Annotated in this window: 20 protein-coding genes and 1 riboswitch; of the genes, 7 read left to right on the top strand and 13 right to left on the bottom strand. The window is 59.1% G+C overall.

Annotated elements, in window-relative coordinates:
- Positions 1–12 precede the first annotated feature (12 nt).
- The 4 genes from ACQQCD_RS08240 to ACQQCD_RS08255 form a co-directional block, all read right to left on the bottom strand.
- The gene (locus ACQQCD_RS08240; RefSeq protein ID WP_430267909.1) at positions 13–1,536 is read right to left on the bottom strand and encodes a UDP-N-acetylglucosamine 1-carboxyvinyltransferase; all 1,524 of its coding nucleotides are present in this window, start codon (positions 1,534–1,536) and stop codon (positions 13–15) included.
- 110 nt (positions 1,537–1,646) lie between these two features.
- The gene (locus ACQQCD_RS08245; RefSeq protein ID WP_430267910.1) at positions 1,647–2,465 is read right to left on the bottom strand and encodes an energy-coupling factor transporter transmembrane component T family protein; all 819 of its coding nucleotides are present in this window, start codon (positions 2,463–2,465) and stop codon (positions 1,647–1,649) included.
- A complete protein-coding gene (locus ACQQCD_RS08250; protein ID WP_430267911.1) occupies positions 2,462–4,051 on the bottom strand; it encodes an ABC transporter ATP-binding protein in 1,590 nt (529 codons plus the stop codon). The genes ACQQCD_RS08245 and ACQQCD_RS08250 overlap by 4 nt, the downstream gene beginning before the upstream one ends.
- Positions 4,051–4,668: an ECF transporter S component gene (locus ACQQCD_RS08255; protein WP_430267912.1), complete on the bottom strand. Its 618-nt coding sequence runs from the start codon at positions 4,666–4,668 to the stop codon at positions 4,051–4,053. The genes ACQQCD_RS08250 and ACQQCD_RS08255 overlap by 1 nt, the downstream gene beginning before the upstream one ends.
- Before the next feature lie 57 nt (positions 4,669–4,725).
- Positions 4,726–4,857, bottom strand: a riboswitch (TPP riboswitch).
- Between the two features lie 133 nt (positions 4,858–4,990).
- Here ACQQCD_RS08255 and ACQQCD_RS08260 point away from each other — a divergent pair.
- From ACQQCD_RS08260 to ACQQCD_RS08270, 3 genes are read left to right on the top strand one after another with little or no spacing between them, the layout of a single operon-like run.
- Complete coding sequence (locus ACQQCD_RS08260) at positions 4,991–5,614, top strand: TetR family transcriptional regulator (RefSeq protein ID WP_430267913.1); 624 nt, start codon at positions 4,991–4,993, stop codon at positions 5,612–5,614.
- A 37-nt stretch (positions 5,615–5,651) separates the two neighbouring features.
- Entirely contained in the window at positions 5,652–8,228 is a 2,577-nt protein-coding gene (locus tag ACQQCD_RS08265; RefSeq protein ID WP_430267914.1) for an MMPL family transporter, read from the top strand.
- Between the two features lie 51 nt (positions 8,229–8,279).
- Positions 8,280–8,540: a DUF4235 domain-containing protein gene (locus ACQQCD_RS08270; RefSeq protein ID WP_430267915.1), complete on the top strand. Its 261-nt coding sequence runs from the start codon at positions 8,280–8,282 to the stop codon at positions 8,538–8,540.
- Positions 8,541–8,651: 111 nt separating this feature from the next.
- Here ACQQCD_RS08270 and mnhG read toward each other — a convergent pair whose 3' ends face one another.
- Genes mnhG through ACQQCD_RS08300 form a run of 6 tightly spaced genes read right to left on the bottom strand, consistent with a single transcriptional unit; the run spans position 8,652 to position 15,083 of the window.
- On the bottom strand, positions 8,652–9,086 hold the full coding sequence (mnhG, locus tag ACQQCD_RS08275) for a monovalent cation/H(+) antiporter subunit G (RefSeq protein ID WP_430267916.1): 435 nt from the start codon (positions 9,084–9,086) through the stop codon (positions 8,652–8,654).
- Positions 9,076–9,354: a monovalent cation/H+ antiporter complex subunit F gene (locus ACQQCD_RS08280; protein ID WP_430267917.1), complete on the bottom strand. Its 279-nt coding sequence runs from the start codon at positions 9,352–9,354 to the stop codon at positions 9,076–9,078. Before ACQQCD_RS08280 ends, mnhG begins: the two co-directional genes overlap by 11 nt.
- The gene (locus tag ACQQCD_RS08285) at positions 9,351–9,908 is read right to left on the bottom strand and encodes a Na+/H+ antiporter subunit E (protein ID WP_430267918.1); all 558 of its coding nucleotides are present in this window, start codon (positions 9,906–9,908) and stop codon (positions 9,351–9,353) included. The genes ACQQCD_RS08280 and ACQQCD_RS08285 overlap by 4 nt, the downstream gene beginning before the upstream one ends.
- Positions 9,905–11,467: a Na+/H+ antiporter subunit D gene (locus ACQQCD_RS08290; protein ID WP_430267919.1), complete on the bottom strand. Its 1,563-nt coding sequence runs from the start codon at positions 11,465–11,467 to the stop codon at positions 9,905–9,907. The genes ACQQCD_RS08285 and ACQQCD_RS08290 overlap by 4 nt, the downstream gene beginning before the upstream one ends.
- Positions 11,464–12,054 carry a Na(+)/H(+) antiporter subunit C gene (locus ACQQCD_RS08295; RefSeq protein WP_430267920.1) on the bottom strand — a complete coding sequence of 197 codons (591 nt, stop codon included), beginning with the start codon at positions 12,052–12,054 and terminating at the stop codon, positions 11,464–11,466. Before ACQQCD_RS08295 ends, ACQQCD_RS08290 begins: the two co-directional genes overlap by 4 nt.
- Positions 12,051–15,083, bottom strand: a complete 3,033-nt coding sequence (locus ACQQCD_RS08300) for a Na+/H+ antiporter subunit A (protein ID WP_430267921.1) — start codon at positions 15,081–15,083, stop codon at positions 12,051–12,053. Before ACQQCD_RS08300 ends, ACQQCD_RS08295 begins: the two co-directional genes overlap by 4 nt.
- 196 nt (positions 15,084–15,279) lie before the next feature.
- Between ACQQCD_RS08300 and ACQQCD_RS08305 the strand changes: the two genes are divergently transcribed.
- The 3 genes from ACQQCD_RS08305 (at position 15,280) to ACQQCD_RS08315 (ending at position 18,451) form a co-directional block, all read left to right on the top strand.
- Positions 15,280–16,683, top strand: a complete 1,404-nt coding sequence (locus ACQQCD_RS08305) for an MFS transporter (protein WP_430267922.1) — start codon at positions 15,280–15,282, stop codon at positions 16,681–16,683.
- An 82-nt stretch (positions 16,684–16,765) separates the two neighbouring features.
- On the top strand, positions 16,766–17,248 hold the full coding sequence (locus ACQQCD_RS08310; protein WP_430267923.1) for a cation:proton antiporter regulatory subunit: 483 nt from the start codon (positions 16,766–16,768) through the stop codon (positions 17,246–17,248).
- 3 nt (positions 17,249–17,251) lie between these two features.
- Entirely contained in the window at positions 17,252–18,451 is a 1,200-nt protein-coding gene (locus ACQQCD_RS08315) for a cation:proton antiporter (RefSeq protein ID WP_430267924.1), read from the top strand.
- Positions 18,452–18,559: 108 nt separating this feature from the next.
- Here ACQQCD_RS08315 and dcd read toward each other — a convergent pair whose 3' ends face one another.
- Entirely contained in the window at positions 18,560–19,135 is a 576-nt protein-coding gene (gene dcd, locus ACQQCD_RS08320; RefSeq protein WP_430267959.1) for a dCTP deaminase, read from the bottom strand.
- A gap of 108 nt (positions 19,136–19,243) precedes the next feature.
- Here dcd and ACQQCD_RS08325 point away from each other — a divergent pair, with 108 nt between their 5' ends.
- On the top strand, positions 19,244–20,965 hold the full coding sequence (locus ACQQCD_RS08325) for a CAP domain-containing protein (protein WP_430267925.1): 1,722 nt from the start codon (positions 19,244–19,246) through the stop codon (positions 20,963–20,965).
- A gap of 17 nt (positions 20,966–20,982) precedes the next feature.
- Here the strand turns inward: ACQQCD_RS08325 and ACQQCD_RS08330 are convergent, their stop codons facing one another.
- Together ACQQCD_RS08330 and ACQQCD_RS08335 are read right to left on the bottom strand one after the other, a co-directional pair.
- The gene (locus ACQQCD_RS08330) at positions 20,983–21,420 is read right to left on the bottom strand and encodes an SRPBCC family protein (RefSeq protein WP_430267926.1); all 438 of its coding nucleotides are present in this window, start codon (positions 21,418–21,420) and stop codon (positions 20,983–20,985) included.
- A 132-nt stretch (positions 21,421–21,552) separates the two neighbouring features.
- The gene (locus ACQQCD_RS08335; RefSeq protein WP_430267927.1) at positions 21,553–22,074 is read right to left on the bottom strand and encodes a hypothetical protein; all 522 of its coding nucleotides are present in this window, start codon (positions 22,072–22,074) and stop codon (positions 21,553–21,555) included.
- Positions 22,075–22,108: the final 34 nt, after the last annotated feature.

A 22,108-nucleotide genomic window follows, 5' to 3' on the forward strand; every position in this document is an offset into this window, starting at 1 on the left:
GAACAATCGACGTCAGTCCTGGAAGTACTCGATCCCGGCGCCGATGCTGTTCAAACGCTCGGCCAGGTCCTCGTAGCCGCGCTCAATCACGTAGATGTTGCGCAGCTCGGAGGTTCCACGAGCTGCCAGCATCGCCAACAAAATGCATGCAGCGGGCCGCAACGCCGGCGGGCAACCAACCTCAGCGGCGCGCCACTTGGTAGGCCCGTTGACGTAAATCCGGTGCGGATCCAGCAACTGAACGTTAGCGCCCAGCTTGTTCAGCTCGGTCAAGTAGATGGCGCGGTTCTCGTAGACCCAGTCATGAATCATGGTCTGACCTGTGGCATTGCCGGCAATCACGGCAAAGAACGGCAGGTTGTCGATGTTCAAACCAGGGAACGGCATCGGGTGGATCTTGTCCACCGCGGCACGCAACTCAGACGGCTTGGTGGTGACATCCACCAAACGGGTGCGGCCGTTACGTGCCACGTACTCCCCGGAAATCTCCAATTCCTGGCCCATGTGTTCGAGCATGTTCAGCTCGATCTCCATAAACTCGATGGGCACCCGGCGGATAGTCACCTCAGAATTGGTGACAATCGCAGCGGTGATCAGGCTCATCGCCTCGATGGGATCCTCGGAGGGGAAGTATTCGATGTCAGCGTTGATGGCCGGGCGGCCGGTGATACGCAGCGTGGTGGTACCGACACCCTCTATCTTGACGCCAAGCATCTCCAAGTAGAAGCAGAGGTCCTGCACCATGTAGTTAGGGCTGGCATTGCGGATAACTGTGGTGCCCTGACGGTGCGCGGCAGCCATAATGGCATTCTCGGTGACAGTGTCGCCACGCTCGGTCAGCACAAAGTTGCGATCATGCGAATCGGCCGGCGGCGCCTGAACCGAGTAGAAACCGGACTTCGCCTCCACCTCAAGGCCAAACTGACGCAAGGCCTGCATGTGAGGTTCCACTGTCCGGGTACCTAGATCGCAACCACCGGCATACGGCAGCTGGTATTCGGCCCGCTCATCCAAAAGAGGGCCCAAAAGCATAATGACGCTGCGCGTGCGGCGAGCGGCAGCCACGTCCATGGAATCCAAGTCCAAGGTGGCGGGGCGGCGAATCTGCAAGTCGTTGGCGTTCAGCCACGTGCACTCCACACCAATACTGGTCAGCACTTCAACAATTCGGTTGACCTCTTCAATACGGGCCAAGCGGCGCAGGATGGTGGTTCCGCGGTTGATCAAGCTAGCGCACAGCAGTGCCACACCCGCGTTTTTGGAGGTATTGACGTCTACGGCACCGGAGAGAGTACGTCCACCCTCAACGCGCAAGTGGGTCATTTGCTGACGGCCCACCTTGACTATGCTGCGGCCAAAAATGTCCTCGAGGCGCTGGATCATTTTCAGGCTGAGGTTTTGCCGCCCGGTTTCCATTCGCGCCACGGCACTTTGGCTAGTCCCCAGCTCTGAAGCCAACTGGCCTTGGGTCCAACCTTTTTCTCCACGAGCATCGCGAAGTAGTGCACCAACGTGTTCAACAGTCTGCTGAGTCATAGCTTAAGAAATATCATCCATGAGTTATTTAAGTCGAATCGACGCGCCGAAGGGCTCCTTTAGTGAGCCCTAAGTCACCTCATGCGATATTTGGCATAACCCAGTGCGGCTTACTGCTGGGTAAATACAAAGTTCCACGTGCCACACACAACGGCCGCGCTCACCGCTGCTAGCGCAATCAACAAGCCACCGCCCAGCACCCAAACGTCCATCCCACTGTACGCCGCAGGCCGTGCCCACGAGCGTTCGCCGGCACCAAAACCGCGCGCCTCCATGGTCACCGCTAGCCGTGACGCCCGCCGGATCGCCTGCACCAGCAACCCAAAACTCTGCCCCAGCTTCGCCTTGATCCGCACCAAGGGATTCCCGGTGGCCCCTACGCCCCGGGCGCGCCGCGCCATCCCAATGGTCTGCCATTCCTGGACCATGATCCCCACGAGCCGCAGCGCAGCCAATGTCCCCAGCACAAAACGGTGTGGCAACTTGGCCTGCTGAGCCAGCGAATCCGCCAAGTCTGTGGGATCCGTGCAAGCCATCAACAGCACGGCTGGCAACGCAACAGCCAAACCGCGCAACATAAACGCCAGCCCCAAGGTCAGTGAGCCTTCGCTCATGGACCAGATGCCGACGTCGAACAGCATTCTCCCGTGTTCCGGCGCCAGCAGCGCCGTAGACCAACCGCCCAGGATCGCCGCCAAGAGTAGTGGCCAGCCTCGCTGGAACAATTGCCGAGCACTCAGCCCGGCCAGCGGCAGTATCAGCAATTCAGCTGCGAGAGCCACGGAGGCTGACAGCCAGTCAATGGACAGCACCAGCGCCAAGGTAATGATTACGACGGCGGCGAATTTGGCCAGCGGATTGGCCCGGCTCAGCAGCGCCCCACCGGGGGTTTGGGTGTCGTTATGCGGCAAAGGTACCGTGGCGCTCATGCCTGCGCTTCCCTTTCCGAGTGCGCTTCCGAGTGCGCTTCCGGACTCAGTTTCAACTGAGCCCCACCCAAAACGTGAGTGAATTCGGCGTCGTGCGTGACTGCGACAACGGCGGTCCCGGCGTCCAGGAGCTCGGTGAGCAAGGACGCAAGTTCGGCCCATGTATTGGCGTCCTGCCCGAAGGTTGGCTCATCCAAGACCAATACATCGGGGTGCGCGGCCAGCACTGTGGCAACGGAGAGTCGCCGTTTTTCACCGCCGGAAAGGGTATACGGGTTGGCGTCGGCAAGTTTTTCCAACCGCAAGCGGGCCATAAGCTCTTCAACGCGCTCGTCACCGCGGCCCAATTGCGCAGGCCCAAAGTGCAGTTCGTCGATCACTTTTCCTGTCACAAATTGATGCTCGGGTTCCTGAAATACCGTGCCAATCCGCTCGATCAGTTCCTTGGGCTTCCATCGGTAGGGGTCAGTTCCCGCGCCGCGAGCCAGTGGCTCGCCAGCATTGACCTGGCCAGAGACGGGAGCCAGCAGCCCGGCCAAGGTCAGGGCAAAAGTGGATTTTCCGGCACCGTTTGGCCCGGTAACACTCAGGGCTTCGCCATGCTTCAGGACAGTATTAACACCATTGAGAACCGGGACGGCTGGGATTCGTCTAAATCCGCGGCGTGTGGCTTTTGTGCGGGACACAGCGAGGTCCATTGCGCTCAGTAGCGGCTTGTTTCCAAGATCTTCGGCCATAACCGTGGCGTTGCGTCCCCGAACTTCGGGCACCCAGCCCGGCACCCACACCCCGGCCGCTTTGAGCAGGTCCTCATTGTGGGTCAGCACCGCGCCCGGATGTCCGTCCGAAAGCACACCGTCCGGGCCCAGCACCACAATCCTGTCCACGAGGTCTTTCCATACGGAGACCCGGTGCTCAACCACCAGTAGTGTGGCACCAGTTTTCTCCACACAGCGTTCCACGGCATCGCGGACTTCCAGCACACCGGCCGGGTCCAGATTTGCGGTGGGCTCGTCCAACAAAATGATCCCAGGGCGCATCGCCAATACGCCCGCCAACGCGAGGCGCTGTTTCTGACCACCGGACAGTTCCGCCGTGGAGTGCCACAAAGGCAAGTGAGAAAGTCCGACGTCGGCCAGCGCCTCGCGCACCCGTGGCCAGATTTCCTCGCGGGGCACGGCCAGGTTCTCCGCACCGAACGCCACATCGTCACCAATGCGGCTCAACACCACTTGGCTTTCCGGGTCTTGCTGAACTAACCCTGCCCGGCCGCGGGCCGCCCGCGGATCCAAGCCGTCCAGCAGCAAGGTGCCCTGTTGCTCGGATTCCTCAGTGTCGCTTACCGCCCTAGGTGCGGTAGCGGCGTGAGGCGCGGCCCCGGCGTCGTTATCTCCCAAAACGCCGGCGAGGGCATGTAAAACCGTGGACTTTCCGGCACCGGACGGGCCCAAAAGTAGTACCCGTTCGCCGGGCCGAATATCCAAATCTAGCCCGCGGACGGCCGGGGTGGAGCGGCCAGCATGCCGCCACCCCCAGCCCTGCGCCCGGACGCTTGCCGGCCGGAAAGCCGCAGCTGATGAGGCCATCAGGAGAACGCCGGCTCCTTGTCAGCACGGCGCGAGGCAAAGGAGCTCAATACGCCGGTGGTGGCCAAGCCGCGCGTGGCGATCCATGACAACGCACCGGCGATGATGGCTCCGGAGATGGTGGTGAAGACGATGTAGACGAGCTTGTCCGCACCGGAATAGGCAATGTTCCAACCCCACGGGAGGAAGCAGTCATTGAGGCCACAGAACAAACCAGCGCCTGCACCGGCCAGCAGGGAAGCGGTGAGATTAAAGTTGCGGTACTTCAGCGCAGCGAACACTAACTCGGCGCCCAAACCCTGCAGAATGCCGGAGATCAGCACCGTAACCCCATACTGGGAACCCATCAGCAACTCGCCCATGGATGCCACAGCCTCACAAAAGAGTGCGGCACCGGGCTTGCGGATGATCAGCATGCCCAATACTGCCGGAATCATCCAGCCACCGGCATAGAGTCCGGACAGCGGCGGGTACGCCACGGTTGCGGGGGAAATAAGGTTGGCGCCTTGGGACCAAGCCCAGAAAATAACGCCACCGGCTACGGCAATCAGTGCCGCAACCACAATGTCTACTACGCGCCAGCTTTTACGTTGCTGAGCAGCTACTTGCGTTGTCATGTCTTCCTCCTGAGGAAACAGGAGGGGAAAGCGCCCCGGCGTCTTGCGGCCCCGGCACACTTCGAGAACTCGACTCCCTATCGCCGGTACTAACCGGATCAGGTTCGAGGGTCTGCGGTCATCCGCACTCTCAGCACCCACACAGCTGACCCGTTAAGGTCCGACGGCGGCGCTCCCCTGTCGTATAAATCTGCCCTGATGGGCGTGGTCAACTTTACACCCGTAGGGGCGCGCGGACGCAGGTGGAGGCCTGAAACTTTCTAAAATCCTTACACTCCGGGCAATTTTGCACTGCGTGCACTTAAGGCTCTAAGCTGAGCGAGTGACACTCACCGCTCCAGAACTGCACTCCCGGCGCGAACAAAACAAACTCGCCACTCGGCAGGCCATCATTCAGGCTGCGCTGTTACTGCTACGCAACCATGGCCTCGGCCAGTTCACCGCAGACCAGCTCGCCGAAGAAGCCGGCATTTCACGCCGCACGTTCTTCAACTACTTCCCCAGCCCCGAAGCCGCCCTCGCCGCGACCACCGAGGGTTTCCTCGACGTCGCAATTGCGAGTTTTTATGACCGACCTGCGGATGAATCGCTCTTGGACTCAGCCATCGCGGCCGTGTCCGCACTGGCAGATCCGGGCCATCTTGGCCCCATGGCCGAGGTGTGTTCGTTGACCATAGGGCAAGCTCAAATGTCCCGTTTTCAGCTCGAAGCCTGGGACAACGCCACCGCCCGGCTCACCGAAGCCACCTTGCAACGATTAGGCCCGGACACTGATCAGCTCTACGTACGCGCCATGGTTGGCGCGGTGATCGCGTGCGGAAAAGCCGCCATGGAAATCTGGCTGGAACGCCACGGCGGCAAAGACAACACCCCCGAATCACTCGCTGAACTACGCCAACTTCTCGTGGAATCCATCTCGCTGTTGCGCGACGGTTTTGCCCACTAACTTTCCGCCTCAACCCACGTCCTAGAACGGTCTTCCCATGGCTCTTTTGCTTTACCGGCTCGGAAAATTCTCCTACCAGCACCGCCGGTGGGTGGTCACCTTTTGGCTGGCCCTCCTGGTCGCCGTCGGTGGTTCCGCCGTCGCTTTCCACGGCACCACATCCAACAACTTCAAGATCCCGGGAACCGAAACACAGCGGGTCCTCGATGAGTTGAAACAAGAGCTGCCCAAGTCCGCTGGCGGCAGCGCCCCCGTGGTGTTTGAAGGCAGCAATGGTGCGGCAATTACTGATGCGCAAAAAACTGCCATCTCCGCAGCGCTCAAGGACCTCTCCAGCGTTGACGTGGTGGAAAGCTCGGTAGACCCCTTCACCACCCAAGCTCAGCTGGATGGCGCCCTCGCCACCTTGGAAGCCAACCAGAAGAAGATCGACGACGGCAAGGCCCAGCTAGCCGCCGGTCAGAAACAACTCGACGCCGCCAAAGCGCAGATAGATGCAGGCAAGGCCCAAGCCGCCCAGGCTCAAGCAGCTGGTGTCCAAATCCCCGCAGCTCAGGCCGCTGCAGCCGCCGCACAGTTAGAGGCCGCTGAAAAGCAATACAACGACGGCGTGGCTCAAGCTAAAGCCAGCGCCCAGGAACTTACCGATGCACAGAGCAAACTGGACCTCGGCAAGCGTCAGCAAAAGTCTTCCGAAGGTATGCGCTTTGTCTCCGAAAACGGCAACGCCGCGGTGGCACAAATCCAGTTCAACACCTCCATCAACGCCCTAACCCCGGCTCAGCGCGAGCAAGTTCAGGACGTGGTGAATAAGGCCAAGTCCTCCGGCGTGGAGATCTATTTCAGCAAGGAAATTGTTGAAGACGTTTCTGAGCTCTTTGGTACGGCCGAAATCGTAGGCCTGGCCGTGGCTGCATTGGTGCTGCTGCTGATGCTCGGCACCCTGGTTGCTGCGGGGCTGCCGCTCCTGATGGCCATCATCGGTGTGGGTGTGGGTGTGGGCGGAACGTTCGCACTGACCGGCGTGATTGAGATGAGCTCTGTTTCCCCGATGCTCGGCCTAATGATCGGCCTCGCGGTGGGCATTGACTACTCCTTGTTCATCGTCAACCGCCACCGGAACCAGCTGCTTGAGGGCATGGAGATGGGCGAATCGATCGCCCGCGCCACCGGAACGGCCGGTAACGCGGTGACCTTTGCCGGCCTCACCGTGGTGATCGCCCTTGCCGCACTGGTTGTTCCGGGCCTGCCATTCCTTGCCGTGATGGGTATTGCTGCAGCAGCAACTGTGGCGATTTCCGTGGCCGTTGCCATCACGCTCACCCCGGCACTCCTAGGCGTCATTGGCACCAAGTTGATTTCCAAGCGTGCATGGAAGAGGCGCGAAAAGCACCTCGCGCACACCGCACACCACGCCAAGGACGACGACGGTTCCCACGGTTGGGGCGGTTTTGTCACCAAACACCCGTGGCTCTCCTTGGTGGTCAGTGTGATTGCCTTGGGCCTGGTGGCAATCCCCGCCACCCAGCTACGTTTGGCACTACCCGACGGCGGGACGGAACCTGCCGATTCGAGCGCCTACAAGGCGTACAGCACTGTTGGCCAGAACTTCGGTGAAGGCATGAACGGCCCCATCGTGTTGGTGGCCAAGCTGCCTTCCGGGCTGAGCGAGACCGATGCCCAAACCAAGGAATACAACATCTCGGATGTTCTGCGCACTGTGGAGAATGTTCAGGCTGCAGTTCCGGTTGCTCTGAGCGAGGACCGCACTACTGCGGTTTTCCAGATCATCCCCAAGGAAGGGCCGGCCAGCGCCTCGACGGTCAAGGTGGTTTCCGATCTGCGGGCTAAAGGCACGGAGTTGAAGTCTTCTGAGGACGTCACCATCGGTTTGACCGGTCAAACCGCCGCCAACGTGGATGTTTCCAACAAGCTCGGCGACGCCCTACCACTGTATTTAGTGATTGTGGTGGGCCTTTCACTGATCTTGCTGATGCTGGTGTTCCGCTCCATCATTGTTCCGCTGCTAGCAACGGCTGGCTTCCTACTCTCCCTTGCCGCGGCATTTGGTGGAGTGGTGGCCGTGTACCAGTGGGGCTGGCTGGGAAACATCTTTGACGTTCACCACCCCGGCGCAGTGCTGAGCTTCTTGCCGATCATTCTCATTGGTGTGCTGTTCGGTTTGGCCATGGACTACCAAGTGTTTATTGCCTCGGGTATGCGCGAGGCCTACATGCATGGCGCCACGGCTCAGCGGGCTGTGCGAAGCGGGTTCAGCCATGCAGCGAAGGTGGTCACCGCTGCTGCGATCATTATGACCAGTGTGTTTGCCGGGTTCATCTTCAGCCATCTGACAATGGTCCGGCCCATGGGCTTTGCCATGGCGTTCGGTGTGCTGGTGGATGCCTTTATTGTTCGCATGACCATCATCCCGGCAGCCATGCACTTGTTGGGCAAGGCAGCTTGGTGGCTGCCGAAGTGGCTCGAGCGCATTTTGCCGGACGTTGATGTGGAAGGTGCCAAGATCGTGGCCCTCACCTCGTCGCCAGCTGAAGAATCTGCTGTTGAAGAATCTGTGGCAGCAGAGAAAGACGCGCCCGCTCACAGACGCTAGGCTGGATCCAGAGTTGTTCGCAGGAAAAATTCCCATCACGAGGAGTGATCAATGAACATTTTGCTGAAACTGTTGGGCACGGGCGTAAGCATCGGTGCAGGAATTGTTGGCAGCAAGCTCGTCAACGCTGCGTGGCTCAAGGCCACTGGCAACAAGCCGCCTAAGCCCGGCGATGAGGCCGAATCTAGCCTGCGTCAGGCATTGGTTTTCGCCCTGATTTCCGGTTCGGTGAGTACCGTTATTCAGGTGCTCACAGGCCGTGGAACCCAGCGAGCCATTGCTCGATTCAACAAGACTCAGGACATCGTCTAGGGCCATCGCACGCCGCGTCATAGACCCTGATCACGTGAGTCGTGAGAACCGCTACATTTTTGGACATCCGCATCCGGGATCCCGGATGCGGATGTCCAAAAATGTAGCGACTTACGGGTAAGTCCGTTCGCGATCTACTCGCGCTCCGGCGTCTGCTTCATCAGTTCCCTCAGTGCCCTGTTCGGCGGCACGGGCTACTACCTCGTCCAGATCATCCAGGCTCAACAACTCGGGGTGACGGTGTTTGGTCCGGTACCCAGCCCGGCCCACCATGTGTGCTGACACGGGCACGGTGAGTAGCTGGAAGATCCACGCAACAATGAGCACCGGCCACACCACCCAGGAACGCATCTGCAAACCCACTGCGGCGAGCAACAAAAACAAACCAAGAACCTGCGGCTTTGTGGCAGCGTGCATCCGGCTCATCAGATCCGGGAAGCGCAACAAGCCAATGGCCGCGGCCAAGGACATCAACGCCCCCACCACCAAAAATACTGCGGTGAGCCCGTCAATAATGGCGTCCCCAAGAGAAGCGTCAAGAATCATTGCTCTCGCTCCTCCGCTCAGCCACAAAGCGCGCCACTGTCACCGAACCAATAAAACCAATCAGGGAAATGGACACCACCAACACCAGATTGTTGAGGTTCCGGTTCGCTGCCATGTCGATGCACAAGACAGCACCAACGATCGCGAGCAACACGTCGGTGGCAAGCACCCTGTCCAGCAAGGACGGTCCGCGCGCAATACGGATAATGGCCCCCACCGCGGCTAAGGCGAGGATCACCGAGGTGACAATCAAAACTATGGTCATCATCGGCGTCGTCCCTGTTCATGACTGTTGTGCAGGGCCGTAAGGTCCGTTCGGCTACCCATAATGGCAATCAGATCCGCCTCGATCTGCCGCACCTGCTGGCGTAGCTGTTCAGCGTCCTCGCTGTCCCGAATATTGAGCCCGTGCAGGTACAGCGTGGAGGTGCTGCGGTCCACATCTACCACCAGCGATCCCGGAATCAGCGCCGCCACGTGCCCGGTGGCTGTGACAATCAGATCGTCGTGACTGCGCAGCGGGACGGCCACCACCGCATTACGCACCTGAGGTCCACGCGCGACGGCGATATACAGCACCTGGCAACTCGCCACAATCACTTTCCCCAAAAAAACGACGGCAAAACATAGAGCCCGCAGCACATTAAACCGCCCGCTGAGCTCCACGGGTGGTAAGTAAAACAAGCGCGCAATTACCACCCCAATAACAGCCCCAAAAATCAGGTTGCCAGCGCTGAAGTCCCGCCACAGTGCACCCCACACCAGCACAAGCCACAGCAGCAGCGGGAGTTCTTGTTTAAGCGAAATCCGGTGACGGGTCACTTGGCACCGTCCTTTGCCGGAACTGGTACATGATCGCCTAGGACTGCGTGAATGTACGGTGTACGGTCCAGCATTTCGTGAGCCGCCTGATCGCTAAACCGAAATAACGGCCCGGCAAAAACAGTGAGCGCTACACCCATAGCCACCAACGCTGCCGTGGGGAACACCATCCCCCACGGCAGCAGGCGGCTGGCAGGTTCATGGCCCAGAAGGGCGGGCGCTGGGAACTCGGCGTCTGAGGGTTTGCGCCAAAATACCCTGTTCCAGACACGCGCAATGGCTAACAAGGTCAACAGTGAAGCCACCACACCACCGGCCACCAAGACGTACGCAAGTGGTGTCCCCAATTGCACACCAGCCTGTAGCAGACCCAGTTTGCCCAAGAAACCGGAGAACGGCGGGATCCCAGCAAGGTTCATCGCGGGGACAAAGAACAGCAGCGCTAGTAGCGGGCTCAGCTTGGCCATTCCCGCCAAACGGTCCATAGACGAGCTGCCACCGCGGCGTTCAATCAGGCCAGCCACCAAAAAGAGCGAAGTCTGAATAGTGATGTGATGGGCCACGTAAAACACCGCAGCCCCCAGTCCAGCCACTGAGCTGATCGCCAAACCAAAGACCATGTACCCAATGTGACTGACCAAGGTGAAAGAGAGTAGACGTTTGATATCGCTCTGGGCAATGGCACCCAGGATTCCCACAATCATGGTCAACAACGCCACCACCATCAGCGGGGTGTTGAGAGTGTCCCGCGGGAACAGCAACGTTTCCGTGCGGACCATGGCGTAAACACCCACCTTGGTCAGCAAACCTGCGAACACTGCCGTGACCGGCGCGGGGGCCGTGGGGTAGGAGTCAGGGAGCCAGAAGGAGAGCGGGAAAACTGCGGCCTTAATACCAAAAGCAACCAGCAGCATCACGTGCAGGAGCGTTTGAATTCCGGGATCCAGTTCAGCGAGTTTGATCGAAAGATCAGCCATGGTGATGGAACCTGTGGCCCCGTAAATCATGGCGATCGAAATCAAAAACAGTACCGAAGACACTACCGAGACCACCACGTACGTAACGCCAGCACGAATGCGAGGACCCGTCCCACCCAAGGTCATCAACACATAGCTAGCGGTTAGCAGAATCTCGAAGCCGACATAAAGGTTAAAAAGGTCCCCGGCCAGGAAGGCGTTCGAAACCCCAGCCACCAGAATCAGGTACGTGGGGTGAAAGATCGAAACAGGGCCGTCCTCGCCGCTATCGCTCACACCCTGCGCTGAGGCGTAAAGCAGCACGGCGAGGCTGATCGCCGAGGAGACCACCAGCATGAGCGAGGAGAACCGGTCCACCACCATCACAATGCCAAAGGGTGGAACCCAACCACCCAGCGTCACCGCGTAGGTTCCGCCATTCCACACCGAGCCCAACAAAACGCATTCGAGCGCCAAAGTAATGGACAAAATTCCGACGCTGACAGTTCGCTGAGCCTTGGCATGACGGATCAGCATAAAGGTCACTGCGGCACCCAAAATGGGCAAGAGTACTGCCAACGGGGCAAGACTTGCTACGTTCACTGCTGCTCACCGCCGTCGTTCTGAAGTTTGCCTGCGCTGGGTTGATCGGTAGGGCTGTCCTCAATCAACCGGGTGGACCCTGGTTGCTCTTCGGCCGCATGTGGGTGATCTCCGGCGTCGGCGGCTCCGGCTCCGGCAGTACCAGGTGCGCGGCCATCGGGGCTCGGTTGCGCCAGAGGGAATTCAGAGGTTTCCACAGGAATCTCAGCGTCATCCTCAGCGTCAAAACTGGGAGTGTTAGCCACGCGACGGTCTTCAATATCATCAGTAATTTCGTCTTCTCGGCCCAGAACCCAAGTCCGGTAGATGATGCCGAGCATAAAAGCAGTGACCGCAAAGGAGATCACAATGGACGTCAGAATCATCGCCTGCGGCAGTGGATCACTATATGCCTTGGCCGGAATACCTTTTTCGAAGAACGGCGCGATCCCGGCATAGCCACCGGTGGTCAGGATGAGCAAGTTTGTGGCGTTAGCCAAAAGCATCAGACCCAAAAGAACCCGGGTAAGGCTACGTTCCAAAATCAGGTAGATGCCGCACGCATAGAGGACACCCATCACCAACAGGAGGGTCAGGTTGATACTCATGCCTGACCTCCTTCGCGGGTCAGTTCTTCAGCCTGTTCAGATTGGACTGCGGGTTGGAAGCGTTTCTCATGGTTCTCATCAATCTCCGAACCAAGGCTGCGCAAGACGTCCAACACCAAACCAACCACCACAATGTAGACGCCAATATCGAACAAAGTAGAGGTCACAAATTTGATCTCACCAAACACCGGCAGGCTGAACTGGATAATGGCGCTTTGGAAAACATCGCCGCCCAAAAACAGCGGAAACAAGCCGGTCAAGGCGGCAAGGGCCAGCCCCACTCCCAACAATGTTCCGGCACTGACCGGGCTTGCCTCAGCAAGTTCAAAACGGCCACCAGCAAGGTAACGAATGGTCAGTGCCAGCCCGGCCATCAGACCGCCGGCAAAACCACCACCGGGCAGATTGTGGCCAGCCAGCAGCAAGTACACAGAGAAAATGATCATGGTGTGGAAGATGAGCCGCGTCACAACCTCAAAGATGATGGACCGCCGTTCCGGCGCCAAGGTACGCCCCGCCACCAGCCACGCATCCCGGGTGCTCGCCGCGAACTTCCGGGCAGTGTCCAAAGCCGCAGCCTCACGGGTGCCTTCCTCCGCACCGTGATGCCGGCCCACCACTCCGTCCTCAACAGCACTACTGGAAAGCACGTTCTCCCCACGCGAGCGCACAAAAATCAGGCTCGCAACACCCGTAGCTGCAAGGGCCAATACGGAAATCTCGCCGAAGGTGTCCCACGCCCGAATATCCACAAGGGTGACGTTAACAACGTTCAGTCCCCCACCGCCGTCGTACGCCAATTGCGGGAAACTCAAGGAAACCGGATCAGCAACCCGGGCGCCCATCACGTAGATAGCCACAAAAATCATGGTCACCCCAAAGGCCACGCCAATAATCACGCGGACCAGCCGGTATTTGCCACCAGTTCGGTCCCGTAGCGCGGCAGGCAGGCTACGCATAGCCAAGACAAAAGCGGCCAACACAATGGTCTCCACAAGCATTTGTGTCAATGCCAAGTCCGGGGCGCCCTGCAAGGCAAAAATGAGCGCAATTCCATACCCGGTCACTGAGACCATCAGCACGGCATAAAAGCGTTTATTGGCCCGGACTGCAGCAAGCGCACCAATCACAATGCCAACCCCGGCCACCCATTGCAGCGGAGAGCCCGGATCAATCCAGTGCATTCCGTCCGGCAAACTTTGGCCGTTGATCAACAGCACTGACGCCGGAACAGCAAAGGCCACGCTAAGGATCACCGCGAGGTAGAAAAAGATGGAACCACGCTGCGTGCGGCCGGTAATCCACACCGCCGCATCATCCAAACCACCAATAACGTTCTGGTACACCTTGTCCGAATCCACCCACGCCGGCACTTTGCTCTGCCAACGGCTCACCGGCTTGCGCAGTAGGTACAGCGCAATTCCCACCATGAAGGTGATAGCCGTGAGCCCCAATGCGGGTGACATACCGTGCCACAACGCCAGGTGCCCTGCGCCGTGAGTCGCTGCGCCGTGAGTTGCTGTGCCGTGAGCTACTGTCCCGGCGTTCTGCTCCAATAGTGCCGCATACGGTTGGATCCAGCCGTCAACTGGTGCCGGCCACAGTCCATACACAATGGTGAGCACGCTCAACAGGGCTGGTGCGGCAATAAAGGACGGGCTGACCGCCTTGAACGGGGTAGCCGCAACACCGGGTTTGTCGGCAAAAGCGCCCCACATAAAGCGGGCACTGTAAGCGAAGGTGAGGATGGAGCCCAACACCATACCAACCACAATCACAGGCCCCCAGGAATGAGCGTGATCGCCGGTTCCCCATTCAACAAAGGCCGTAAACACCGATTCTTTGGCCACAAAACCGGCCAACGGAGGCAGCCCAGCCATGGATGCGGCACCAACCGCTGCAATAATCCCCAGCGCGCGGGCAGAGGAAAAGACACCAGAAAGTTTGCGCAGATCGCGGGTCCCGGTTTGGTGGTCAATGATGCCAACCACCAAAAACAGTGTGGCTTTGAACAGCCCGTGACCTAGGAGCATGGCGATCCCGGCAAGCGCAGCCGCGGGTGTGCCAAGGCCAACCACCATGGTCAAAAAGCCCAGCTGGCTTACGGTGCCATAAGCCAAAATGAGTTTGATATCCGTTTGGCGTAGCGCCCGGTAGCCGCCTACCAGCATGGTGGCGAGCCCCAAGCTCAGAACAACCGGCAGCCAGAACTCGGTGGTAGCAAACCCTGGGGCCAGCCGCGCCACCAGATAAACACCTGCCTTGACCATAGCTGCAGCATGCAAGTACGCGCTGACCGGGGTGGGCGCGGCCATTGCGCCAGGCAACCAGAAATGGAATGGAACCAGGGCGGACTTGGTGACAGCTCCCACCAAAATCAGTACGACGGCGCCTGCCACACTTCCTGAGGTTGCCGGGGAATTCACCAGCTCCGAGGCGCGATCCAGGATGCTGGAAATCCGGTAGGTGCCGGCTGCGTTGCCGAGCATAATCAGCCCGATCAGCATGGTCAATCCGCCAGCCGTGGTGACCATCAACGCTTGCAGGGCCGAGCGCCGAGCTGCCAAACGAGTGCGTGCGTACCCAATGAGCAAGTAGGAGAGGATGGTGGTCAGTTCCCAGAAGATAAACAGCAGAATGAGGTCATCTGCGGTGACAAGTCCGAACATCGCACCGGCGAAGGCCAAGAGTTGGGCGCCGAATCCGCCTAGGTGAGAGTCCTTGTTTTTGAAGTATCTGGCGCAATAGACCAGCACCAGTGCGCCGATTCCCAGCGCCAAGAGGCACATGATCCAGGCGAGTGCGTCTAGGCGGAAAGCTAAGTTCAGGCCCAGTTGTGGGATCCAGGGTTGGAGCTCGGTGACGGCGCCGTTTTTGCTGCCGAAGACGGCGTTGTGTTGGGCCAAGAGCCACACAAAAGAACCGGCCGGCACTGCGGCGAGCGCATAGAACGAGTTCCGTCCCCAACGCTGGAAGATCCAGGGCGCAACAATTGCCAACGCAAAGTGGGTGGCAAGAATTGTCAGCACTAGGTTCTCCGCAAAATCGTGGGATTCGGTTATCAAAAAGTTGGAGCAGGCGGCAAAAAGGTTGGGTTCTGTGCCAGCAGTTTATCAAGTGGAAGAGCATCCCCGGCCCCTTGAACCCATTCCCTTTACCAGGCGTTACACGGATGTTAGCGAAGATCAGCCCAGTTCTGCCTTGAGCTCCGGCTAGCATTCCACTATGAGCACAGGACCTACCCCGGCTACTAGCGCGCCACTTTCCGAACTCGAGGTTGGCACATCCACCGTGAAGAAGCGGCAGATTGCTGCGTGGGCTGCATGGGACTGGGGTTCTGCAGCTTTCAACGCGGTGATGACCACCTTCGTTTTCACCGTGTACTTGACCTCCAAAGCGTTCGGGGGCGAGGACCATGCTTCGGCCGTTCTGGGTGGCGCCTTGGCGATTGCCGGGGTGTTGATTGCGCTTCTAGCTCCGGTGACCGGACAACGTTCGGATACAGGCGGGCGGCGAAAATTCTGGCTCGGAGTGAATTCCGTGGCGGTGGCTGTGCTGACCGGCTTGTGCTTTTTTGTTTTCCCCAGCGCCCAGTTCTTGCTCCTTGGCGTCACACTCATCGCCCTAGGCAACGTGTTTTTTGAGTTTGCAGGTGTGAATTACAACGCCATGCTCGCCCAGATTTCTACACCCAAAAATATTGGCAAAATCTCTGGCCTCGGCTGGGGAATGGGTTACCTCGGCGGCATTGTGGCGTTGCTGATTGTGCTCCAGCTTTTTGTGCAGCCGTCCTTTGAATGGTTCGGTTCCAGCACAGAGAACAGCTTGAACATTCGTCTTGTTGCAGTGTTCTCAGCGCTGTGGTTTATGATTTTTGCCCTGCCAGTCCTGTTCGCTGTACCCGAACTTCCACGCAAAGCCACCGGCCCCAAGCTTTCCTTCACGGACTCGTACAAACTATTGATTCGCCGGATCAAGGCGATCTACCGCAGCAGCCCACACACCATCTACTTTTTGCTCGCGAGCGCCATCTTCCGCGATGGATTGGCTGCCGTGTTCACTTTTGGTGGTGTGGTCGCGGCCGGAACGTTTGGTTTTGAACTCAAGCAGGTAATTTTCTTCGCCATCTTCGGCAATGTGGTGGCAGCGGTCGGAGCGATTATCGGCGGTTGGTTAGATGACAAAATTGGCCCCAAACGTGTGATCGTTTTCTCCCTCATTGGACTGCTGATCGCTGGCACAGCAATTTTGGTGTTTGGCAACAATCCACAGTCGATGTTGGGTCTGAGCTGGAGCGGCACCACCACGTTCTGGATCTTCGGGCTGCTGCTATGCCTTTTTGTGGGCCCCGCGCAGTCCTCTTCCCGGGCTTACTTGGCCCGCCTGGCACCGGATGGCGAATCTGGCGAGCTCTTTGGCCTCTACGCCACTACTGGCCGCGCAGTTTCCTTCTTGGCCCCGGCGTTGTTCACGCTGTGCATTGCAATCGCGGCTCCTCTCGTAGCTGAAGGCCAGGCTCAGCGTTGGGGAATTTTGGGCATTATGGTGGTCCTGCTCGCCGGGCTTTTGGTGCTGTTGCCGGTGAAGTCACCGGAGGAAATTACGCCGGCGGTAGTCCCGGAGCACTAAGAGCTCACCGTTTTGCCGGGGACAGTTCACGCTGAAGCTTTTCAGCCAGCGGGAGTCCCCCTGAGAGGACTAGGCTGATGGCATGAATGTGGAAGAAACCGAGCTGCCCGGACTGGGCCTCCGCAAGGACTTCATGACCGCTTCCGGCCGGCGTATTGGTGTGGTGCTTCACCGGGACGGGTTGACCGAGTTCATCGTCTCTACTTGGGATGATCCAGACACTTGTCAGGCTTCCATCCCGCTGACGAGTGCCGAAGCCTTGGCGTTGGGGCAAATGTTGGGGGGTCAGGGAATCGTTAATCAGCTCACCGAAGAGCACAGGGACGTCCCCGGCATTGAAACACGTCAATTTTCAATCGGACAGGATTCGCCATTTTTGGGCAAAGCCATGGGCGCCGCCTCGATCCGCACCCGCAGTGGTGTGTCTATTGTGGCGATTATGCGTGAAGGCGAAGTGATCCCCTCGCCCGGTCCCGACGTCGAACTTCGCAAGGGTGACTTGCTGGTGGCGGTAGGCACTCTGCAGGGTTTGGAAGCTGCCGCAGCGATTCTGCGCAACGGGTAAGCGGTGGATAACCTCGCGCTGACCCTGATTGAACTCGGTGCAGTTGTTTTCAGTTTGGGACTGTTGGCCCGGCTGGCCGGGCGCATTGGCATGTCCCCGATCCCGTTCTATCTCTTGGGTGGTTTAGCTTTCGGCGCGGGCGGAATCATCAAGCTTGACGGCATCCGCGAATTCAGCCACCTATCCGGTGAGATCGGTGTGATCTTGCTGTTGCTGATGCTCGGGCTGGAGTACTCGGCCAGCGAGCTGGTCACGGGTCTGCGAAAGTCGTGGCAGGCCGGTGTATTGGACTTGGTTCTCAACGCCCTACCTGGCGCCCTGGTGGCGCTTTTGCTGGGATGGGGGCCGGTGGGTGCGCTGGTGATGGCCGGTGTCACTTACATTTCGTCCTCCGGCATTGTGGCGAAAGTGCTCACCGACTTGGGCCGGATCGGTAACCGCGAAACTCCTGTGGTGCTTTCCATTTTGGTGTTCGAAGATTTGGCTATGGCCGTCTACTTGCCCATCCTCACGGCAACGCTTTCTGGCGTGAGTTTCTGGGGTGGGCTGCAAACGGTTGGCATTGCGTTGGCCGTGATCACAGTGGTTTTGGTGGTGGCATTGCGGCATGGACACCGGGTCTCCAAGATTGTTCACAGCGAGAATAGTGAAGTCTTTTTGCTCAACGTTTTGGGCGCGGCGATGCTCGTGGCCGGTATTGCTTCAGCCCTGCAAGTGAGTGCAGCAGTGGGCGCATTTATGTTGGGGATCGCGATTTCCGGTGTTACAGCGCATAACGCCACCCGAGTGTTGGAGCCGTTGCGGGACTTGTTCGCGGCGATTTTCTTTGTGGCCTTTGGGCTGAACACTGACCCCTTGTCCATTCCGCCGGTGCTCGGTTGGGCGTTGTTGCTCGCCGTGATTACCACTGCTACCAAGGTGGCAACGGGCTGGTGGGCGGCGTCCCGTGCCGGAATTGGCCGGCCTGGCCGTGCGCGTGCCGGTGCCGCGTTAATAGCCCGCGGGGAGTTCTCGATTGTTATTGCCGGCTTGGCGGTGGCCTCTGGCGCTGTAGTGCCGCAAATCGCTGCATTGGCCACAACCTATGTGCTGATTATGGCGGTGAGTGGTCCGCTCGCTGCCCGTTTTGTGGAACCGGTGATGAAGCTGATTGGGCGAAACTCCAAGCCCAAGCCACCCGCCGTCGTACCTTCCAACACTTAAGTCCCCCGCCGCCGAAGAACCCCTCCGCCGAATGGGTAGATAATGTCCCTTAGAACGGCGTCAAAGCGACGTTATCTACCCACTCGGCGAAGAGCGTTGGAAGGGTTGCTAAATCTGACTGCGGTGGAAATTCATGTAGCTGCGCGATGCGGTGGGGCCACGCTGACCCTGGTACCGGTTGCCGTACTCGCCGGAACCATAGGGGTGCTCAGCGGCCGAGGTGAGGCGGAAGAAGCACAACTGGCCAATCTTCATCCCGGGCCACAACTTGATGGGCAATGTGGCCATGTTGGAAAGCTCAAGCGTGACGTGGCCGGAGAAACCGGGGTCAATAAATCCTGCGGTGGAGTGCGTCAACAGGCCAAGGCGCCCCAGCGAAGACTTGCCCTCAAGCCGGGCAGCAATGTCATCCGGCAGCGTCACGGTCTCATACGTGGAGCCCAGAACAAACTCACCAGGGTGCAGAATGAACGGCTCGTCCGCTTCCACCTCGACCAAACGGGTGAGCTCCGGCTGCTCTTGGGCAGGGTCAATGTGAGCGTACTTGTGGTTGTCGAACAGGCGGAAAAACCTGTCGATTCGCACGTCAACACTCGAAGGTTGCACCATGGCAGGATCGAACGGTTCCAGCACAATGCGTTGGGAATCGATTTCGGCGCGAATGTCGCGGTCAGAGATCAGCACAGACCCAAAATACCGCATGCATTGTGTGGTTCTAGCCCGTGCGCATAAGGTATCCCTCAGAATGACGTCGGGTTCACCGCCGCCGGCGCCTCCGGATCTGGGGAAAAAGTGAAAAAAATTTCGGTCGCCACAGCGATCTGTTTGGCCCTTGCTGCCGCCGTTGTACCCGCCGCACCCGGCCTGGGGACGCTGTCAATTTCGCAGCGCGCCAGTGTTGAGAGCACGGCAACTAGCGCCGAACAGCAGAGTACGACGACGCCCCTGGCCACCGCGGCTCAGAGCACCCAAGTGCCAACCGCTTCAGCCGTGCCAGCCCCGCAGTCGACGGTCAGCACAACGCCCTCCGTCACAACGCCGTCCGCAAAGCAAGCAGCACCAACACCGGCTGCCCTCACTCAAGCAGCCCCCACCACAGCTGCAGCAGCGCCCGTGGCGAGTCCCTCCGCATTATCTTCTCCCACTGCCACCATCCCCTCGATCGGCCCACTGTTCCAGCCCACGGCCGGAGCCGGGAAGACCGCCCAGGCTGCGGCAGTATCCGAATCGGTAAAGGCAGCGACCCCGCAAGCTTTGGTTCCGGATAGCAATACCGCTGCCATCAAAACCGTGTTCGACGCGATCAACACCTACCGTGTGCAGAACAAGTTGTCTGCCATGAAGTATCACCCCACGGTCGCGGGCATGGCTCAGGAGTGGTCAAACAACATCGCCAGCCGCGGTGTAGTGGAGCACCGAGCAAACTTCTGGCTGGACCCGCGCGCGCTCAATCCAAACAACGGCGCCGGCGAGGTCATTGCGATTCGCGGCGACCGGGATGCTGCACAACTGGTGGAGTGGTGGAAGTCCTCCACCGCGCACAATGCAGCTCTCTTGGATCCCCGGTTTAACGTGATGGGCATTGGCATTACTTACACGGACCAGACCTACAAAATCTGGGGCGTAGTGAACTTTTTCGGCTACACAACACTTCCGTCCGGGACGGTAACTGCACCAAGTGGAACAGCAGTTCCGCCTCAACCAACCCAGCCGCAGCCTGTCCAAGACGCATGCACACCTCCGGCTAAGCACATGCCGTCCACACAGAATCTGAGCACTTCAGCGATCCGCAGCGGGGCCGATGTGGTGGCCGTCAACGCCGCTGGCGCACTGCTGGATTACCCCGCAACGGGCACCGGAACCTTGGGTGCTGCACGGACCATCGGCACTGGATTTGCCACCACAAAGGCAGTGTTCACCACGGACTGGGACCGCGACGGCGTTTACGATGTGATCGCTCAGTGGACCTCCGGAAAACTCAGCCTGTACCGCGGAATTCTGGGCGGCGGGTTCAGGGCCGAGGTGGTGTTGGGCAAGTCCGGTTGGGACACCATGAAGATCTCCATTGGAGAATGGTGCGCCACAAATCGGATGCCGCAGATTGTGGCAGCGGACGCGAGCGGCAACGTATACCTCTACCCGAATATGGGGCTCGGTGATCTGGCAACGCGAACCTTTTTGGCCTCGGGAACCAGCGCGGTTGCGCTGACCATGGTGGATTACGACGGCGATGGGTTCCAAGATCTCTTGGTCCAGAACGCAGCGGGTTCAGTGAGTTTGTACCGCTCGCGTGGTCAGGCTGCAGTGATTAGCGAGGCGCGCACTGTGGTGGCGACCGGATGGCAGACCGTGATCCAGGCGAAATCGTTGAAGAGTTTCACTGCGTTGAACAGCCGCGGTGTGGTGTTACAGCGTAACGATGGATCGGCGTCGTATCTTCCGCTGGGAGCTGGTGGATGGCAGACGCCGGTGAAGCTAGCTGGTGTGTGGTCCCAAGTTCGGATGGCGCGGTAAGCGGGTAACCGGTTGCTTTAGTCGGCTGCTTCGAGGACTTCTTTAAGCCGTTCCAGTTGGGCAACTTCAGTGAGCATGGACTTTTGAACCATCGAACCCATGATCTTCATAAGGCCTTTGGGAACGTAATCGAGTACAAAGCGCACGCGTGTGGAGTCGCCGTCGCTGCTGAGGTAAAAGCCTCCATGGGGGCGGGCTGGCCCCGCAACCACCTGAAATTGCAGCTCGGCGCCGGGCCGGGCCACTGTGATTTCGTAGTCTCCGGCAATGGGACGCCCGCCGGGGCCGGCGAGGGTTTGTTGGTAAATGGCGCCTTTGGCACCCTTGGCACCTGAGCGGAGGGCAACGCTGCGAACACCCTCGCGCCATTCGATGTTTTTCAGACCGTCGGCAAGGAAGTTGTAGACCGTCACGGCATCCTTGTGAATGGAGACCTCGTATTCGGCGGTTGACACGGTTGGAGACCTTTCGGTGGAAGTTGGCTAGCCGCCTCAGTCCCCCACAACGCTGGCCGCCCGATTCAGGATACGTTTCACCACTTCATGCACCTAGAGAATCGCCCGGGCTTTACCGAAGAGTTACCGCACTTACTTGGCGGTAGTTGCCGCTTCTAGCTCAGCTTTGCGCTTGGGCGAGGGAAAAGCATCGCGCATGTGATCGCTGGTGAGGAAGTCGGCCACACCAATCATGAGGACGGCAAAAATGATCTGCTCCACCACCATCCAATAGGGGTATAAGCCGGGGATGGTTGCCACCACAAGGGTGATCACTGGGAAAATTTGGCTGAACAAGCGCAGGCGTTGGTAGCCGTAGTAGAAGCCGTTTTTGGCCCGCCAGCCGAAGAAAAACAGAGTCACTGTCATAAGGAGTACCACCAGGCCACGGAACCACACGGCAAACGGCACGTTGATTCCGTTGAGCTGTTGCACCAGAGCGATCCCGATCGCGGCAAGACCCACCACAACCTCCGCGGCCAGAATTCCGAACACCCATTTGAACGCTGATTGCGTTTTGGGGTGAGCCAGCTTCTGCGGATCCACTGTGTAATGCCCGTGCCGGCCGCCAGCGAGCTTGTCGAGGTCCATCCCGATGATCTTGAACGATTGCATATCTCAAGAGTATTCGGGCCCGAATAGCCGCCGG

The organism is Pseudarthrobacter sp. J1763, assembly GCF_050490295.1.
In the GTDB taxonomy this organism is placed as follows: domain Bacteria; phylum Actinomycetota; class Actinomycetes; order Actinomycetales; family Micrococcaceae; genus JBNPEO01.

Bases quoted from the DNA above. Each gene is read 5' to 3' on its own strand.
- mnhG (WP_430267916.1), bottom strand. From the start codon at position 9,086: ATGATTCTTGACGCTTCTCTTGGGGACGCCATTATTGACGGGCTCACC.
- ACQQCD_RS08280 (WP_430267917.1), bottom strand. From the start codon at position 9,354: ATGATGACCATAGTTTTGATTGTCACCTCGGTGATCCTCGCCTTAGCC.
- ACQQCD_RS08335 (WP_430267927.1), bottom strand. From the start codon at position 22,074: ATGCAATCGTTCAAGATCATCGGGATGGACCTCGACAAGCTCGCTGGC.
- ACQQCD_RS08305 (WP_430267922.1), top strand. From the start codon at position 15,280: ATGAGCACAGGACCTACCCCGGCTACTAGCGCGCCACTTTCCGAACTC.
- ACQQCD_RS08295 (WP_430267920.1), bottom strand. From the start codon at position 12,054: ATGAGTATCAACCTGACCCTCCTGTTGGTGATGGGTGTCCTCTATGCG.
- ACQQCD_RS08240 (WP_430267909.1), bottom strand. From the start codon at position 1,536: ATGACTCAGCAGACTGTTGAACACGTTGGTGCACTACTTCGCGATGCT.
- ACQQCD_RS08250 (WP_430267911.1), bottom strand. From the start codon at position 4,051: ATGGCCTCATCAGCTGCGGCTTTCCGGCCGGCAAGCGTCCGGGCGCAG.
- ACQQCD_RS08255 (WP_430267912.1), bottom strand. From the start codon at position 4,668: ATGACAACGCAAGTAGCTGCTCAGCAACGTAAAAGCTGGCGCGTAGTA.
- ACQQCD_RS08245 (WP_430267910.1), bottom strand. From the start codon at position 2,465: ATGAGCGCCACGGTACCTTTGCCGCATAACGACACCCAAACCCCCGGT.
- ACQQCD_RS08270 (WP_430267915.1), top strand. From the start codon at position 8,280: ATGAACATTTTGCTGAAACTGTTGGGCACGGGCGTAAGCATCGGTGCA.
- ACQQCD_RS08310 (WP_430267923.1), top strand. From the start codon at position 16,766: ATGAATGTGGAAGAAACCGAGCTGCCCGGACTGGGCCTCCGCAAGGAC.
- ACQQCD_RS08265 (WP_430267914.1), top strand. From the start codon at position 5,652: ATGGCTCTTTTGCTTTACCGGCTCGGAAAATTCTCCTACCAGCACCGC.